The organism is Xenorhabdus sp. PB30.3, assembly GCF_963895965.1.
Lineage (GTDB): Bacteria > Pseudomonadota > Gammaproteobacteria > Enterobacterales > Enterobacteriaceae > Xenorhabdus > Xenorhabdus stockiae.
In genome coordinates this window covers 55,843-73,291 of record NZ_CAWQMW010000166.1, presented here as the reverse complement: position 1 = coordinate 73,291, position 17,449 = coordinate 55,843, and the positions used below count along the sequence as shown (strand labels likewise).

Genomic DNA, 17,449 nt, shown 5'->3' with positions numbered 1-17,449 from the left:
GTCTGTTTGTCGAGTGACTGATTAAGTGAGTTGTATATTTGAAGTTTAGTGCTGAAACATGCTAGATCTACTATTAGCCAGATAGTAATTATTTTCTGAAGATTTTTAATATAAAACAGGGTATACCTTCATGGCTTCTAATAGCCTTAATTTTCACCCAATAACTCCTGACCATAAAAAGGTATGACATAATTAATATATTGATTATCTAAATAGTAGTTATTCAGTTAATTCAAAAAATTAATGCCATACCTGTTTATAAAACCTGCCTATGATCTCTAAAGAATATCTCAAAGTCAGAGGCAGTTTATTCTAAAATTTAAAAATTTTAGAATCGATAACCAACACCGACCATCCATGTACCAACTTTAACATCATCAAGTTTTGTATATTCGTATGATGCGTCAATAGCTATATTAGGGATCGGATTAACCTGAAAACCTGCACCATAAGCAAGTTCAGTTTTGCTTCCACTTCCACTTTCACTCCTTAATCCCCAGCGTGTCCGCTCCAGATAGCTGTACTCCGCTTCACCATGACCTGCACCAACCAAACCATAAACACTCACATAATCATTGATGCGATAGGATGGCCCTGCTGTTAATGAGTAGTAACTTACACTGGAGTCACCTACCTTGAAACCGCGATCACGATATTCATATCCTTGATGCGTATATACAAATGAACCCACTACACCCCAATTATCATCGGACTCATAGCGATATTTGACGTTAAAGCCTTTTGGATTATCTTTTGGTTTTTCACCGTAAAGCTTAATACTATTCTGCGCATAACCTGCTGAAATTGTACTTTCACCCGCAGCATATGCACCTACTGAAACCGCTGATAGTCCCAAAGTAACTAACGAAGTTAAAATTATTTTTTTCATTATTATTCCCTTAATGCAATTAATGAAGCAAAAGCATTATACAGAAAATATTATTCTTGTCTTTTTGTGCTTTATGAAAAATTGAATTAATGCGTTGTATTTGATGTAATTTTCTACAAGTTAACGAAGCTATTGCCTTAACAACAAAAATAACTTTTTAACAGATTACAACTCGTTAATTTGTAAGTCGGAATATCAGTAATATACAACAACGCCGGTAAAAACCGGCGTTGTTCATGTAATAGGCAATTAACATTGCCTTTTTAAACACTCTCTAATCTATTTTTCTGCTTTTGCTATTTCTTCTTTACGCAGTTCTTTACGAAGAATTTTACCTACATTCGATTTCGGTAATTCATTACGGAATTCGATAATTTTCGGCACCTTATAGGCGGTCAGATAGCGGCGGCAGTGTGTTTTAAGTTCATCCTCAGTTAAACTCGGATCTTTACGAACAACAAAGATTTTAACCGTTTCACCTGAGTTTTCGCTCGGAACACCGATTGCCGCTGACTCCAACACTTTGGGGTGTGATGAAACAACATCTTCCACTTCATTCGGATAGACATTGAAACCGGAAACCAGAATCATATCTTTTTTCCGATCAACAATATGCAGGAAGCCTTTTTCATCCAGATTGGCAATATCCCCTGTTGCCAGCCAGCCATCTTTTAATACCTCAGCTGTTGCATCAGGGCGATTCCAGTAACCTTTCATTACCTGAGGCCCACGAACCCACATTTCACCAGCCTCTCCCATAGGAACTTCATTCCCACTGTCATCCATTAATCTAATATCTGTTGAAGGAATCGGGAAACCAATGCTGCCACTGTAGTGATCCAGATTATATGGGTTGGCAGCCACTAAAGGTGCACACTCAGTCAGGCCATATCCTTCCACTAAATGGCAGCCTGTCAGTTTTTGCCACTTATCCGCAACGGCACTCTGCACTGCCATACCACCACCGACAACCAGACGTAATGCAGAAAAATCCAGTTTCTGGAATTCCGCATTGTTCACCCAGGCATTAAATAACGTATTCACGCCAGACAATGCGGTAAATTTATAGCGGGAAAGTTCTTTAACCGTTGAGTTCACATCACGTGGATTAGTAATCAATAAGTTCCGGCCACCCAATTCAGTGAACAGCAGACAATTTATAGACAGAGCAAAAATATGGTATAGCGGCAACGCCGTGACAACCAGTTCTTGTCTTGGGCGTAACAACGGTGCATAACTGGCTTTCACCTGCTCAAGGTTCGCTAACATATTCCGGTGGGTTAGCATGGCTCCTTTTGCCACACCTGTTGTGCCACCAGTATATTGCAGAAATGCCAAATCTTCGTTATTTACCTCTGGTTTGACATACTGCATGCGATAACCCTTGTGGATAACGCTGCGAAATGAAATTGCATCCGGCAAATGGTATTTCGGAACAAGCCGTTTAATATATTTTACGACGAAATCTACAAGAGTCCCTTTTGGACGGGATAACTGGTCACCCATGCGAGTCAAAATGACATGTTTGACCGGAGTGTTGAAAACTATTTTTTCTAAGGTATGAGCAAAATTAGAGACAATGACTATAGCCGAAGTACCACTGTCAGTCAGTTGGTGCTCCAATTCTCGCGGGGTATACAGTGGGTTTACATTAACGACAATCATTCCCGCACGCAGAATACCAAAAAGGGCAATGGGATATTGCAGCAGATTCGGCATCATTAATGCCACACGATCGCCTTTTTTAAGCCCCAATCCATTTTGTAAATAAGCAGCAAAAGCGCGACTACGCTCTTCCAGTTTGCGGAAAGTGAGAACCTCACCCATATTAATAAATGCGACCTGATCAGCATAGTTCGCCACGGCATTTTCAAACATTTCAATCAATGATGAATAACGATCGGGATCGATTTCTGCCGGAACATCCGCCGGATAATGTTTTAGCCAGACTTTTTCCAAGTTGAGTACTCCTGAAATCTAATTGCTGTGTAACCATTGACCATGAAACAAAAACCAGACCTGTGTATTTAACAAATTATTAACTCAGCGTACCAGTTTGAAAAGGAACATTGTTCAGGTTGGCGATACACATCACTAATTTAATACTTCATTATCGCTGCTAAAAAATAAGGCAGCTTATGCCGCCCATATGTTTTTATTATTTATCAAATAGTTAATACCAAAACTAGTATTTAGATGTATAATTCACTAATTATACACTGATTTAGCTATTTTTGCCGAAAACCCATATCATTATTCCAAATAGTTATAAACAATGTAAACCAATGCCCGATAATTATTAAGGGTTATTCGCATGTCCCTGGTTAATATTCAAACAAAATAATGCGTTAACTACTCTCCCTAAGATGAGCTCCCTTGCCACCGCCACGTATTCTGAAATCCATTGTGTACACATCTTGACCTAATAAACGCTTCGGTATTGTTTATCTTGTATTGATAATTTTGTCACTATATTAGGACAAGGTCATTTTATTCATTGATAGTCCATCTGCAATCAGGTGGGTATTTTGTCATTAGCAATAAAACTTACATGTACGAGTCGGTAGAAATGAAGGTATTTTAATGAACGAACAAAAAACAATTCTTTTTTCATGCTTTTTACTCGTTGTTGGTTTAATGGCTGTTGATTTTTTTAACCCTTCACTACCTTTTATTTTAAAAGAACTCAATACTTCACAAGAAAGCATCAAAAATTTAATTGTAGTTTATATGGCAATACTGGGTATTTCTCAGTTTTTTTATGGCAGTATCAGTGATCACTATGGCAGAAAGCCTGCTATTGTTATCGGATTTGCCATTTCTATTATTGGACTGTTCTTATCAGGCTATAGTGAAAAAATCAGTTACCTCTATTTGTCCAGAATAATCACAGCATTTGGTGCTGCTAGTTTTACTGTTATCTCAAGGGCCATTATCGTTGATGTCTTTCAGGAAAATATAAAATTAAAAAAAGCATTTTCTTATTTTTCAATGTCCAGCCAGCTATCTCCGGCTCTTGCCCCTGTCTTTGGAGGCTGGCTACAAATGAAATATAACTGGCATATATCCTTTTTTACACTGGCTGTTATTTATTTTGTTGGTCTAATTATTACCTTACTTATAATGGATGAAACGAGGAAAAAGGAACCAAAACCATCAGCGTTCCTGACACCATATATTCAATTGGCAAAAAATATACAATTTATTGCATTCAGCATTGCATCATCACTCATCTTTTCTTATACAATAGGCTATTACTCCACCTCTCCTTATATTTTCCATAAACTTGGTTACAGCCCGATAGAAAACAGCCTATTCTTCATTATTTATTCTGCTGGAATTATTCTAGGATCATGGTTGTTAGGAAGGCAATTTATAAGAATAACGTCTAAAAAACTCTATTTATTATCACTCATATTTTATAGCTTTATCCTTATTTTTTTCTCATTACAAAAATTAGAAACACCCATTAATATTATGATATTCTCTTTTTTATTAGCCACTGTATCAGGTGTTACTGCACCTTTATCATTGATTTTGTGCATGGAGAAGGTAACTAAGAACAAAGGTGCTGCCAGTGCTTTACAGGGTGCATTAAAAATGAGTTTCACCGGCGTATTTATGATGTATTTTGATTTATTTCATATAACTGAGTTTCATCAGTTAATTAATATTTTCATGATTTTCACTATCCTTTTGTTTATAATATATTTTTCTTTACGACTCCAGTCTTGTAATAATAAAATTTAGTACTTATTTAAAATGGCCCCATATTTTTTACAAATATGAGACCACCTTTATCACTCGGCTGGATGTTTCTCAGTCAAGATAGTTTCAACAGGCGCAGACTGAATTTCTGGACGTTCTATCCATTCATTAAAATAGGGATCACCATAATAACCCCACATATTTCCTACTGAAGGTGGTAATGAAATACGTCTTATTTCATGCCAGCGTTTAAAACCATTAACATTCATCACAACATAGTTATATGGGCTATCGCCGACTTTTCCTTTTTCTATTCCCGTAATCAAGCCGACAACAGTCACATAATGGTTCTTGAAATCGGTGGGTTCCAGAAAAGAATTCACGTAAGCATAAAGCCGGCCGAGTGAAGGGGCACCAATAAGAGGAGCAGCATTACTTGCCAGTGGCATTGTTGAAATTTCTAACCGTGTCCGTCCTTTTTCATTTAAGACGCTTAGGACTTTTCCACCAAAGCGCCCTTCATGCCCAACATATAAATCGGGTTTGTTTTTGACACTAATCAGGTTTTCCTCCGGGTGTTTAGTTGCTCCTTTTATTGAGTCCGGAACTGATGCACAACCGATGAGTGCCATTGCCCCCATAAATACAATAGATTGCAATATGACCCGACAGTATGTTCCATTGAGCATAATAAATACCTCCCATACAGGAAAAATCAGAGAATGCGACTTCTTCGTCTTTCAGATTGCCTCTTCTTTGGCTAAGATTCAACCTGAAAGACAGTGGGTATAGCCAGTCCTGTTTTTATGGATATCAATATTTCATGGACACCAGTTTCCGCTACAAGTTGCATTAAATTTATGCAACTTTCTCCCCTAAAGTTACCTGAACAATTTTAACGGCCCGGTAATTTTTTCCATGTGACTTCATTACGTAGATAAACGGGTTCTGCCAGCTCAACTGCGGTTGCCTCGCCCTCTTTCCACATCTGAACGGCTAACGGCAGCATGTCTTCTGCATGAGGTAACGCCATATCTCCCGGAATTAAAGTTAAATGGCTTTCCAGTAATTGAGGATAAGCTTCCCATCCCGTTCCAGCTATTGCCCATTCCCCTGTTAAATTAGACATAATGGCCTGTACCTGCTCAGGTTTTAACACAGATTCAGTTTCATCCCCTGACCATATACCCTGTTCATCACGGGTATACTGTGCCCAATAAACCTCTCCCATACGGGCATCAATGGCAACCAAGACATTCGATATATTTTTAAGACGGAATACCCCCTGAACCATTGTTTTCAGGGAAGAAACACCTATCATTGGCAGTTCAGCTCCTAAGGCCAGCCCCTGAGCAATCCCCACTCCAATACGCACACCAGTAAAACTACCCGGACCTCTGCCAAACGCCAGTGCATCCAATTGTTGTAACTTTATACCACCTTTGGACAATACCGCCTCCACCATAGGTAGAATGCGTTGAGTATGTTCCCGTGGGGAAATTTCAAACTGCGCCTCGATGAGACCATCATTCCAAAGTGCAACAGAACATGCTTCAGTTGCAGTATCAATAGCTAAAATCCGTGTGGACATGCCTTAACTCCGGCAAGAATAGAATTCGAAATAAGGGGGCTATGCTATCATACCCCCAGAGATTTTACTTCGACTGTGATTGACGGGATTTAAGAAATTCCACCGCTTTCGACAGATCCCGGGTACGGGGAGATGGAGGCAGACTGTTGAGAAAGACTTCACCATAAGGGCGCATGACTAATCGATTATCACAAATAACTACCACGCCATAATCATCAACATCACGAATCAAACGCCCGACTCCCTGTTTCAGGCTAAGTACGGCATCAGGAAGCTGAACTTCACTGAAAGCATCTCCCCCTTTATGCTGACAGTCTTCGATTCTCGCTTTAAGTAGCGGATCATCCGGCGCCGTAAAGGGTAATTTATCGATAATGACACAGGATAGTGCATCACCTCGCACATCCACGCCTTCCCAAAAACTTCCGGTAGCCACCAGCAGAGCATTACCTGCTGCGAGAAATTGTGACAATAATTTTCCCTTACTGGTTTCGCCCTGTACCAATACAGGTAATGTCATACTTGCACGGAATTCCTCAGCCAAACTGCGCATCATTTGATGGGAGGTACACAGGAAAAAACAGCGTCCTTTATTACTTTCGATCAGTGGTTTCAACATACCTGCTAACCATTTCGCCCCACCATTCTGATTAGGTAGTGGTAAATGACGCGGAACACATAACAACATTTGGCGCTGATAATCAAACGGGCTGGGAAGGAGCAAAGTTTGAGCCTGTTTTAACCCCAGACGCGCGGTGAAATGTTCGAGTTGTTCGTTAACTGACAACGTTGCTGATGTGAAAACCCAACAACCGGATTGTTCACGGATCATTTCACTGAATTTATCAGAGACAGACAGAGGCGTTAAAGCCAGCAAAAAGTGCCGCCCATAACTTTCAAACCAGTAACTATAATCAGACACAGTCACATCAATCAGTCTTTTAAGACGGTTACGATAGATTGTAGCCCGTTCAAAAGCTGCATCCAGCATTGCTGAACGCCCCAGTGACAGTTTCATAACGTCATAACAAAGTTCCAGTGCATCATCCAGCCGCACCAATGCCCGCTTAATATGTTGCTGCTGCAAAATTTCACGGAGATTACCACGATAACTGTTTTCTCCGAGTTCTAAACGAAAATCTTGCGTACTCTGGCTCAGACGATCCGCACTTTTCTGTAACTGAGCCTGATCCCTGACTTCCGTGCGGTAAGCCATGATGATATCCCGGGATAAATCCAGTAATTGTCGGCTGCTTAACTGCTGCCCAAAATACTGGCTGGCGATATCAGGAATTTGGTGCGCCTCATCAAAAATCATCACTTCCGCCTGCGGAATTAATTCGCCAAATCCGGTATCTTTGACAACCGCATCCGCCATAAACAGATGATGATTGACGATGACAATATCTGCTTCCATCGCCCTACGGCGGGCTTTCAATACAAAACACTCCTGATAATTCGGGCAGTCACGACCAAGGCAGTTATCATTAGTGCTTGTTACCAACGGCCAGACAGTGCTGTCTTCCGCAATTTTATGGCAGGTACTGATATCACCATCTTCGGTTTGTGACGACCAATTTTTCAGCGTAATTATTTCTGAGAGTGTTTCTGGCTCAAGTTGAGAGCCACCGATTGATTGCTGTTCAAGGCGCTCAAGGCATAAATAATTTGAACGTCCTTTTAGCAGTGCCAGACGACCGGAAAATGCCAGCGAATCAGTAATAGCAGGCAAATCCCGGCTATAGAGTTGATCCTGTAACGCCTTTGAACCCGTGGAAATAATCACTTTCTTGCCCGACCGCAATGCAGGCACCAGATAAGCAAAAGTTTTCCCCGTTCCTGTCCCTGCTTCTACCACTAACTGTTGCTTATTTTGAATTGCCGCAGTAATCGCAGAAGACATTTCCCGTTGTGCATCGCGGGGTTTAAAGCCCTGTATGGTTTTGGCAAGTATGCCATTTTCTGCAAAATCGTCTGACACAGATCGTCTCTTTTAATAGAATAAGATTGATTTAAAAATCACAATATAAACATAGAAATTAAGATCAGGATAATTCATTTCACCTAAAAATGCCGCTAGTCTGCAGATGCACAGCGCAAAATGACAGTATGTATTAGCAGCTCTCTTTTATCACTCAGGGAATGGATAAATATTAACTTTAATCCCAGACATTTCTCGCAAACATTACGTCCTGATATATCCCAATAATAAAGAGCTTGCAGACGGAACTGGACAACAGGTTATGACATCACAATAATGAACACCCCCTATCAGGATAAATGTGCTATGGGTTTATTTCCATAGACCTTTTACAGGGACAATAACCCGCCAATTCAGGATCAAAATTGTACCAATCGACAGGAAATTAAATGACTATTAAACGCATTGACCCAGATACCCGTTGGTCAGAAGCTGTTATCCACAACGACACCATTTATTATACCAGTGTGCCAGAAAATCTGGATGGTGATATCACAGCGCAGACCGCCAGTACACTGTCTGACATTGATGCTATGTTGCAACGTTTGGGTTCAAACAAAAGTAAAATCATTGATGCAACAATTTTTCTGGCTGATAAAGCCGATTTTGCAGGCATGAATGCCGCTTGGGATGACTGGGTTGTTGCAGGCCATGCTCCTGTACGTTGCACTGTTCAGGCTGGGCTGATGCATCCAAAATACAAAGTGGAAATCAAAATTATTGCAGCTTGTTAAGCTCTAATATTATTCTAATACTGAAATAAAATTTATGGCATTGAAAATTGTTAACTTATTCAATGCCATTTTAGCAGTCAGGTTTAAGCTGAATTTATGCCATTTTGATCATAACCATACCGATCAACAATAACACAATTCCTCCCCATCCCTTAAAATTCAGACGCTGGTTAAACATAATCCAGCCCGCCGCAACTGTGGCAATAATTCCGAATGCTCCCCAAAGCGCATATGCAATGGAAAGTTCAATACCTTTTACCGCTTGTGCCAGTGCGCTGAATGCACCTAAAACAGCCACCAGCGATAAAATACCAATCCAGAAGCGCTCGAACCCATTGGAAAGTTTCAACAAAATATTTGCCACAATTTCTAAACAAACAGCCAGAATCAGAAAAGCGATATGCCACCATTCAAAATGCGCCAGCATATTATGCCTCCTTCTCTTTCATCTGGAGTTTTGGTGCTTTTTTTGCACCTGCTTTGATAAGTGCAATACCCATTATTAGCAGTGACAACCCACCTACTTTCATCGGTGACAATGATTCATCAAACCACAACACACTAAACGCTGTAATAAACAGGATACCGATCCCTTCCCACAAAGCATAAGCAACACCCAAAGCCACTTTTTTAACCGCTATTGCTAATAAAATATAAGACGTTGTGATCATGAAATACATCACAAACATACCGGTGAAATCACCTGAAATACTGGCTTGCTTCATGGACAGCGTACCAATAACCTCTGTCACAATCGCCAGTGCAAGAAATATCCAATAAATCATTTTTCTCTCCCAAACATACCGCATAGGCATGCCAAGACATCAAACTATTCATGCCAATAACATCACCTAAAAATGCGATATCAAAAGAAGCCTGATATTTTGGCTCATAATTAGTTGACTAATAATTGGCTAAAAAGTCGCTAGAATTTTCCGGAACAAGCCGGTTAATAGGAGAAAAAGAAGCTAAAGTGCACCACACCAGTAGTGTTCACTGGATAAAATAGCTGAGAGGAATAAGACGTGAGTATTGCTTTGAATTTTGGTACTACGTTGGATTTTTACGCTTTTGGCGCTATTCATGATGTTTTATTCTTTCATCACACGGAAATCACTGTGTAATATACTACGAACCCTCATATTAGTGGTGTAACTGATTGCGCTATATTTCTAACATATCCAAACAATAAACACAATTAATGAAATCACTTAACTCATTTGAGTTAGCTTAAACAATATATGGATAGTGCGAGCAGGATCTGACCGCTAACGCGGCCAGATTTAATAACATTTAGTTATTCAAATTCATTCCATGAGCGCCCATCTCGGGTGATCATCGCAATAGAGGCAACCGGTCCCCAGGTTCCTGCCTGATAAGGTTTTGGAGGCTCGTTATCCGCCGCCCATGCTTCCATAATGGAATCAACCCATTTCCAGGCTTCTTCCACTTCATCCCGACGGACGAACAGTGCCTGAATACCACGCATTGCTTCCAGCAATAAGCGCTCATAGGCATCAGCAAGGTGGGTTTGATTGAATGTTTCAGAGAAGCTCAAATCAAGTTTTGTTGTCTGTAAACGGTGCTTATGCTCCAGCCCCGGTGCTTTATTCAGCACTTCAATATCAATACCTTCATCCGGTTGTAAACGAATAGTCAGCTTATTTTGAGGTAACTGCTGGTAGGAACCAGCAAACAGATTTAATGCAGGCTCTTTAAAATAAACTACAACCTCAGAGCATTTCGCCGGTAAGCGTTTACCCGTTCTCAGGTAGAAAGGCACACCCGACCAACGCCAGTCATCAATATCGACACGAACCGAAACAAAAGATTCCGTTTTGCTGGCCTTGTTTGCCCCTTCTTCTTCCAGATAACCCGGAACCTTTTTACCATGCACAAATCCGGCGGTATATTGCCCGCGAACTGTTTTTTCCCGTACATTAGTATGGTCAATCCGGCGCAATGAACGAAGCACTTTAACTTTTTCATCACGAATACGATCTGCCGACAAATCAGACGGAGGTGACATAGCAATCATAGTCAGGATTTGCAGCAAATGATTCTGGATCATATCCCGCATCTGACCGGCCTGATCGAAATACCCCCAGCGCCCTTCGATACCAACCTCTTCAGCAACTGTAATTTGCACATGGTCTATCGTGCGATGATCCCAGTTATTAACAAACAAAGAGTTAGCAAAACGTAACGCCAGCAGGTTCAGTACGGTTTCTTTACCCAGATAATGATCGATACGGTAAATCTGATTTTCACTGAAATATTTTGCTACTTCATCATTGATAGCACGAGAAGAGGCAAGATCTGTACCCAATGGTTTTTCCATCACGACACGATTGGGTTCTTTATTCAATCCCGCAACACCCAACCCATGGCAGACAGAGCCAAAGGTGTTTGGAGGCATAGCAAAGTAATGAATGGCAGGTAATTTATCCTGATTGAGAATTTTCGCCAGTCGGGAGAAATGTTCCGTCTCGTTGACATCCAGATTACAAAATTCCAGACGCGAACTGAGTTTCTTCCATAATTCCGGGTCCAGTTTTTCGGACATAAATGTTGTTAATGCTTCTTCAACCAACTTTATATAGGCTTTTTTATCCCAGTCAGCACGACCAACCCCGATAATACGGGTATCCGGATGGATATAACCCGCTTTCTCCAGCTGATAAAGGGAAGGCATTAATTTCCGGCGTGCTAAGTCTCCTTTTGCCCCAAAAATCACCAAATCACAAGCCTGAGCTGTAGACGTCACCGCCATGTTGCATCTCCTCAATTACGGGATATTGTAATTTTTTTACAGAAATTGCAGGTAATGTACTCTTTTGGTTATATGCAGTAAATACTTCATTCCTCGATCATGGTGGCCTGCATGAATCTTACTACCTGACTCATTGTGTATAAATTTTTACATTTCATCTTGTATTATGAATGATATTTGCAGCGAAAAGTGGTAATCAGGTGAAAATTTACTACGAATAAGAAGTAATCTTACCAAGTTGAAAGTTAGATGTTTGTCATATTTTCATGAAAAATATCAAGTTATTGACTTTTACCTCTGCCAGCTTTCAATAACAAGTAGTATATTTTCACGAAAATTACATAGATTTCCCCTGTTAATGAAATCGTTAAAACCGAGGTTTAACTGCGTCTTATGAACACACTGGAACGGCTCCAAAATAGCCTTGATGTTTTGAGTAAGTCTGAGAAAAAGGTTGCGCAGGTCATTCTCGATTCACCCAATACTGCCATTCATTCAAGTATCGCTACTCTGGCAAAAATGGCGAATGTCAGTGAACCTACGGTTAATCGTTTTTGCCGTCGCCTGAATACCAAAGGCTTTCCTGATTTTAAACTGCATTTGGCACAAAGTCTGGCGAATGGCACTCCTTATGTAAATCGCAATGTGGAAGAAAGTGACAGTGTCACCTCTTATACTAATAAAATTTTTGAATCGGTGATGGCTAATCTGGAAACAGTCAAGAGTAATCTGGATATCACAACCATTAACCGTGCTGTTGACCTTCTGACACAGGCAAGGAAACTCTCTTTTTTTGGTCTGGGCGCTTCTGCTGCTGTCGCACACGATGCCATGAACAAATTTTTCCGCTTTAACATTCCCGTCAGCTATTTTGATGATGTCGTTATGCAGCGAATGAGCTGCATCAACAGTACTGAAGGTGATGTTGTCGTGCTGATCTCTCATACAGGACGGACTAAAAATCTGGTGGAACTGGCCAGACTGGCCCGTGAAAATGACGCAACAGTTATTGCCATTACCTCAACGGGTTCCCTGCTGGCACAGGAAGCCACTCTCTCTATTCTGCTGGATGTTCCCGAAGATACTGATATTTATATGCCGATGGTTTCCCGGATTGCTCAGCTTACCATCATTGATGTGCTGGCAACGGGTTTTACATTGCGCAGAGGTTCAAAATTCAGAGATAACTTGAAGAAAGTCAAGGAAGCATTACGCAATTCGCGGTTTGATAAGCACGACTAAAGCATAAAAATAGACTGTGTTTTTGTTCACTATTTATCAACTCTCCAGCCTGATAGCATAATGGAAAGTTTATCCCCGTCAATATTATGCATATTACACATATTGCGGGGTTGATAATCAAAAAAGTTGTATGGTTATCTCACGGTAATCAAGCATCCATACTTTACAGGTCAACGGAGTAATACATGTCCAGACGGCTCAGAAGAACTAAAATCGTCACTACACTTGGTCCCGCTACAGATCGTGACAACAATTTAGAGAAAGTGATCAATGCGGGAGCCAATGTTGTCCGCCTTAATTTTTCTCATGGTACCGCAGAAGATCATATCCTGCGCGCAAATAAAGTACGGGAAATCGCAGCCAGGCTGGGTTGCCATGTCGCTATCCTTGGTGATTTACAAGGCCCTAAAATACGTATATCGACGTTTAAAGAAGGGAAAATATTCCTCAATATCGGGGATAAATTCCTGCTTGATGCCAACTTAGGCAAAGGAGAAGGCGATAAAGAAAAAGTCGGAATTGATTACAAAGGACTGCCATCAGATGTTACAACCGGCAATATTCTGTTGCTGGATGATGGACGAGTTCAATTGAAAGTACTTGATGTGCAGGGCATGAAAGTATTTACAGAAGTGACTGTAGGCGGCCCGCTTTCCAATAACAAAGGTATTAATAAACAGGGTGGCGGCTTATCTGCCGAAGCACTGACAGAAAAAGACAAAGAAGACATTATCACTGCCGCAAAAATCGGCGTTGATTATCTCGCGGTATCTTTCCCCCGCTCTGGTGAAGATCTGAATTATGCCCGCCGGTTGGCACGGGACGCTGGTTGTGAAACACAAATTGTAGCCAAAGTAGAACGTGCTGAAGCGGTCAGCAGTGATGAGATTATCGATGAAATTATTCTGGCATCTGATGTAGTCATGGTAGCCCGTGGCGATTTGGGTGTTGAAATCGGCGACCCTGAATTAGTTGGAGTTCAGAAAAAACTTATTCGTCGTGCCCGTCAACTGAATCGTGTCGTAATCACAGCGACTCAGATGATGGAATCGATGATTACCAACCCAATGCCAACACGGGCGGAAGTGATGGATGTTGCCAATGCCGTCCTTGATGGTACTGATGCGGTTATGCTATCTGCGGAAACAGCGGCGGGTCAATATCCAGCGGAAACTGTTGCGGCAATGGCTCAAGTTTGCCTGGGTGCAGAAAAAATGCCGGGGATCAATGCATCCAAGCATCGGATGGATATCACATTTGACAGTATTGAAGAAGCTATCTCAATGTCTGCCATGTATGCAGCCAATCATCTGAAAGGGGTCAAGGCCATTATCGCCATGACCGAATCAGGTCGTACAGCACGTATGATGTCACGTATCAGCTCCGGTCTGCCTATTTTCTCTATGTCACGCCATGAATCAACGCTGAACCGTACCGCATTATACCGTGGTGTCACACCGGTTTATTGTAGCAGCCACATTGATGGTATTGCCGCGGCGAGTGAAGCAGTCAGCCGTCTGCGTGACAGAGGTTACTTAGCCTCTGGCGATTTGGTGCTGGTCACTCAGGGGGATCAGATGGGAACTATCGGCAGTACCAATACTTGCCGAGTGCTTGAAGTCGAATAACGCAAATACTTATTCTGCGCGATCTCAAAAACGCGCAGAATAACAAAATAATATTAATTCTGTTCAGCGACTAATATCGCCTGTGTATCCGGTTCCAGTGCCTTAAATATATGCTCCTGATCTGCCGGATAACAGATGTAATCGCCTTCACTTAATTCTTCCGGGGCTTCTGTTAGCCCCACCAAAGCCCGTCCTTTCGTGACAATAATATGTTCTACCGAACCGGCTGGATGCGGATCTGAAAGGCGATCTGCTCCCGGCTGAGTCATCAGCAAATAGATATCACGACGGGCGCCCGGTGGACAGGTTGCCAATAAAGTTGCCTGATAGTTTGCCTGTTCAGCCGTGACTTTAGTTCCTTCACCACGTCGAATCACTTGCGTTTTATTACTTTGAGGTTCCAGCAAACGGGCAAAAGGAATATTTAATGCCACACACAATGCCCAAAGCGTTTCAAGACTGGGATTCCCATTCCCTGCTTCCAGCTGCGAAAGTGTAGATTTGGCAATACCTGCGCGCCGCGCTACTTCCGTCAGTGAAAGACCGCTTCGTGCACGTTCACGAACTAAACTCTTCGCAATTATGCTGATTGGCTGTGTCATTATTGCTGCTCCTTTGTTCATTATAATGAACAAAATGTTCATCTTGACCTGCGTTTTAATAATGTTCATTATAATGTAATTTTGTTCGATATGGGTAAATGTATATGTTCACACACCATTTTTCCTGTTTGTCAGGAGAGATAAAAAAAGCAATATTTCTGGTTTATCTGGCTGTCGGCGTTGTTGGCGTTTCTTACGGATCGCTCGCCATTGCTTATGGCTTTCCATTATGGCTTCCTCTTGTGTTATCCACATTCGTGCTGGCAGGCGCATCTGAGTTTATGTTTATCGGTATTATTGCCAGTGGTGGTAATCCACTTGCTGCGGCAGCGGCGGGTTTATTGGTAAATGCGCGTCATTTACCTTTTGGTGTAGCGGTACGCGAATTAGTCGGAAAAGGTACAGCAAAGTTTTTCGGCTGCCATATTATGAACGATGAGAGTGTGGTATTCGGCATGTCACAGTCGACTCCCGAACAACGTAAGGCCGCATACTGGTTTTGTGGTATCGGAGTCGCTCTATTCTGGCCCTTAGGTGTTCTTATTGGCGGTACAGTTGGCAAATTTATTCCTGCACCAGAAACGATTGGTCTAGATGCAGTCTTTCCAACCATATTACTGGCAATGGTGATCCCTGCATTCAAGAATAAAACATCTCTTATTCGTGCTTCCAGCGGAGCAGCACTTTCACTTTCCGTTGTACCTTTTATACCCGTGGGCTTACCAGTTCTGCTGTCGTTATTGGGCTTATTCGCGAGGAAAAAATAATGGCTGATTACTCTCTGATTATTATTGGTATTGCAATACTATCGCTGGGCACTTATTTAATGCGTTTCGGTGGAGCAAAACTGGGTAATAAGTTAGCTTTATCTGAGCGTTCTCAGGCACTACTTTCTGATGCAGCAACCACATTGTTGTTCGCTGTAGCACTGGCTGCAACCTTCTACGAAGGTGAACATTTTGCAGGTATGGCGCGTGTATTGGGTGTTGTTATTGCGGTATTTCTGGCCTGGAGAAAAGTGCCGTTAATTGTGGTTATTCTGTCGGCGGCGCTCATAACAGCGTTACTGCGCTATGCAGGGATAAACTAAAAAGCGCTTAAATTTACAGAATAATCTTTACCCGATAATAATCAGGGGCGGCTTCTACCCCTGATTATTATACACTTCGTCTTTCAGGTTGCCTCTTTGTTGGCTGCGTTCGTTCACCCCAGTCACATCGTTATCTATGCTCCTGGGGACTTTCTCCCTTGCCGCCGCGACGCATCTTGAAATCCATTGTGGATATTAAATCAAATATCTTTCCTTTTATAAGGCTCGATATCACCCTCTTTACGGGTTTTAAGCAGTTTCAATATCCAAGTGTATTGCTCAGGATTAGGCTTCACCAATTCTTCCAATTCCTGATTCATACGGCGGGCGATATAAGCATCATCCTGCCCTGCTATATCGTCCATCGGTGGACGAATATAAATATCCAGTTGATGCGTTTCACAGTTATAAACCGGGAACAAAGGAACAATTGCCGCTTTACACACTTTCATCAGGCGTCCGACAGCAGGCAGCGTAGCTTTATAAGTTGCAAAAAAATCGACAAACTCACTGTGTTCTTCGCCATGATCCTGATCCGGAAGATAATATCCCCAATACCCCTGACGCACAGATGCAATAAAGGGCTTTATCCCCGCATCACGGGAATGTAAGCGGCCACCAAAATAGCAACGCGCCTTGTTCCATAAATAATCAGCTACCGGATTACTCTGGTGATGAAACATGCCTGATATTGGTTGACCCCGAGCAGCCAGTAACATGGCCGGAATATCGATAGCCCAGCCATGTGGGATCATAAAAATTACATTTTTGCCCTGCTCTTTTAAAGCCTGAGTGATTTCCTCTCCATGCCACTGAGTACGTTGGAGTGTAGGCTCCACACCTCTCAGGCAAAGCTCGGCAAGCATAACAAAAGATTGTGGCGCTGTTGCGAACATTTTGTCGATTAATATTTCGTGTTGTTGTTCTGATAATTCAGGAAAACAATACAACAGATTAATCTTCGCTCTTCGCCGGGCACTTTTTGCTTTACGGCCAGCAAAAACGCCTATTTTAGCCAGCAAAGGGTCACGCCATTTAGCGGGGATATAAGCCAAACCTGCCAATATTCCAACACCAGCCCAAATTCCCCAATAACGAGGGTGCAAATAGGATAAATGAAACGTTGGGATATAACCCAGTTTGCTATCTGTATCTTTTTCTTTATTCATGAGCTAACTCTGCTGGCTCCAACATAAACTTCCAAATCATTT

The 17,449-nt window shown here is 41.8% G+C and carries 16 protein-coding genes; 6 read left to right on the top strand and 10 right to left on the bottom strand.

Going from position 1 to position 17,449, the window contains the following annotated elements:
• Positions 1–328: 328 nt before the first annotated feature.
• A complete protein-coding gene (locus AACX38_RS17125; protein ID WP_228863189.1) occupies positions 329–889 on the bottom strand; it encodes an Ail/Lom family outer membrane beta-barrel protein in 561 nt (186 codons plus the stop codon).
• A gap of 279 nt (positions 890–1,168) precedes the next feature.
• A complete protein-coding gene (gene fadD, locus AACX38_RS17120; RefSeq protein WP_228863188.1) occupies positions 1,169–2,848 on the bottom strand; it encodes a long-chain-fatty-acid--CoA ligase FadD in 1,680 nt (559 codons plus the stop codon).
• 624 nt (positions 2,849–3,472) lie between these two features.
• Here fadD and AACX38_RS17115 point away from each other — a divergent pair.
• Entirely contained in the window at positions 3,473–4,639 is a 1,167-nt protein-coding gene (locus tag AACX38_RS17115; protein ID WP_228863187.1) for an MFS transporter, read from the top strand.
• A 50-nt stretch (positions 4,640–4,689) separates the two neighbouring features.
• On the opposite strand, the gene AACX38_RS17110 is transcribed toward AACX38_RS17115, so the two are convergent.
• The 3 genes from AACX38_RS17110 to AACX38_RS17100 form a co-directional block, all read right to left on the bottom strand.
• On the bottom strand, positions 4,690–5,286 hold the full coding sequence (locus AACX38_RS17110) for a Slp family lipoprotein (RefSeq protein ID WP_228863186.1): 597 nt from the start codon (positions 5,284–5,286) through the stop codon (positions 4,690–4,692).
• 206 nt (positions 5,287–5,492) lie between these two features.
• The gene (gene tsaB / locus AACX38_RS17105; protein ID WP_228863185.1) at positions 5,493–6,188 is read right to left on the bottom strand and encodes a tRNA (adenosine(37)-N6)-threonylcarbamoyltransferase complex dimerization subunit type 1 TsaB; all 696 of its coding nucleotides are present in this window, start codon (positions 6,186–6,188) and stop codon (positions 5,493–5,495) included.
• Positions 6,189–6,252: 64 nt separating this feature from the next.
• A complete protein-coding gene (locus AACX38_RS17100; protein WP_228863184.1) occupies positions 6,253–8,169 on the bottom strand; it encodes an ATP-dependent DNA helicase in 1,917 nt (638 codons plus the stop codon).
• 389 nt (positions 8,170–8,558) lie between these two features.
• Between AACX38_RS17100 and AACX38_RS17095 the strand changes: the two genes are divergently transcribed.
• The gene (locus AACX38_RS17095) at positions 8,559–8,903 is read left to right on the top strand and encodes a RidA family protein (protein WP_099121776.1); all 345 of its coding nucleotides are present in this window, start codon (positions 8,559–8,561) and stop codon (positions 8,901–8,903) included.
• A 94-nt stretch (positions 8,904–8,997) separates the two neighbouring features.
• On the opposite strand, the gene mdtI is transcribed toward AACX38_RS17095, so the two are convergent.
• From mdtI to zwf, 3 genes are all read right to left on the bottom strand, one after another.
• The gene (mdtI, locus tag AACX38_RS17090) at positions 8,998–9,330 is read right to left on the bottom strand and encodes a multidrug/spermidine efflux SMR transporter subunit MdtI (protein ID WP_099121777.1); all 333 of its coding nucleotides are present in this window, start codon (positions 9,328–9,330) and stop codon (positions 8,998–9,000) included.
• Position 9,331: 1 nt separating this feature from the next.
• Positions 9,332–9,688 (bottom strand): multidrug/spermidine efflux SMR transporter subunit MdtJ, encoded by a 357-nt coding sequence (gene mdtJ, locus AACX38_RS17085; RefSeq protein WP_099121778.1) that lies wholly within the window; start codon positions 9,686–9,688, stop codon positions 9,332–9,334.
• A gap of 512 nt (positions 9,689–10,200) precedes the next feature.
• Positions 10,201–11,676 (bottom strand): glucose-6-phosphate dehydrogenase, encoded by a 1,476-nt coding sequence (gene zwf / locus AACX38_RS17080; RefSeq protein ID WP_228863183.1) that lies wholly within the window; start codon positions 11,674–11,676, stop codon positions 10,201–10,203.
• Between the two features lie 393 nt (positions 11,677–12,069).
• Here zwf and AACX38_RS17075 point away from each other — a divergent pair, with 393 nt between their 5' ends.
• Both AACX38_RS17075 and pyk read left to right on the top strand, forming a co-directional pair.
• Positions 12,070–12,918 (top strand): MurR/RpiR family transcriptional regulator, encoded by an 849-nt coding sequence (locus tag AACX38_RS17075; protein ID WP_099121780.1) that lies wholly within the window; start codon positions 12,070–12,072, stop codon positions 12,916–12,918.
• A 185-nt stretch (positions 12,919–13,103) separates the two neighbouring features.
• The gene (gene pyk / locus AACX38_RS17070; RefSeq protein WP_099121781.1) at positions 13,104–14,546 is read left to right on the top strand and encodes a pyruvate kinase; all 1,443 of its coding nucleotides are present in this window, start codon (positions 13,104–13,106) and stop codon (positions 14,544–14,546) included.
• 53 nt (positions 14,547–14,599) lie between these two features.
• Here pyk and AACX38_RS17065 read toward each other — a convergent pair whose 3' ends face one another.
• Positions 14,600–15,148 (bottom strand): helix-turn-helix domain-containing protein, encoded by a 549-nt coding sequence (locus AACX38_RS17065; RefSeq protein WP_099121782.1) that lies wholly within the window; start codon positions 15,146–15,148, stop codon positions 14,600–14,602.
• A 104-nt stretch (positions 15,149–15,252) separates the two neighbouring features.
• Here AACX38_RS17065 and AACX38_RS17060 point away from each other — a divergent pair, with 104 nt between their 5' ends.
• Positions 15,253–15,915 (top strand): AzlC family ABC transporter permease, encoded by a 663-nt coding sequence (locus tag AACX38_RS17060; RefSeq protein ID WP_099121783.1) that lies wholly within the window; start codon positions 15,253–15,255, stop codon positions 15,913–15,915.
• Complete coding sequence (locus AACX38_RS17055) at positions 15,915–16,238, top strand: AzlD domain-containing protein (protein ID WP_228863182.1); 324 nt, start codon at positions 15,915–15,917, stop codon at positions 16,236–16,238. Before AACX38_RS17060 ends, AACX38_RS17055 begins: the two co-directional genes overlap by 1 nt.
• A 200-nt stretch (positions 16,239–16,438) precedes the next feature.
• Here AACX38_RS17055 and lpxM read toward each other — a convergent pair whose 3' ends face one another.
• Entirely contained in the window at positions 16,439–17,407 is a 969-nt protein-coding gene (lpxM, locus tag AACX38_RS17050; RefSeq protein WP_099121785.1) for a lauroyl-Kdo(2)-lipid IV(A) myristoyltransferase, read from the bottom strand.
• Positions 17,408–17,449 lie beyond the last annotated feature (42 nt).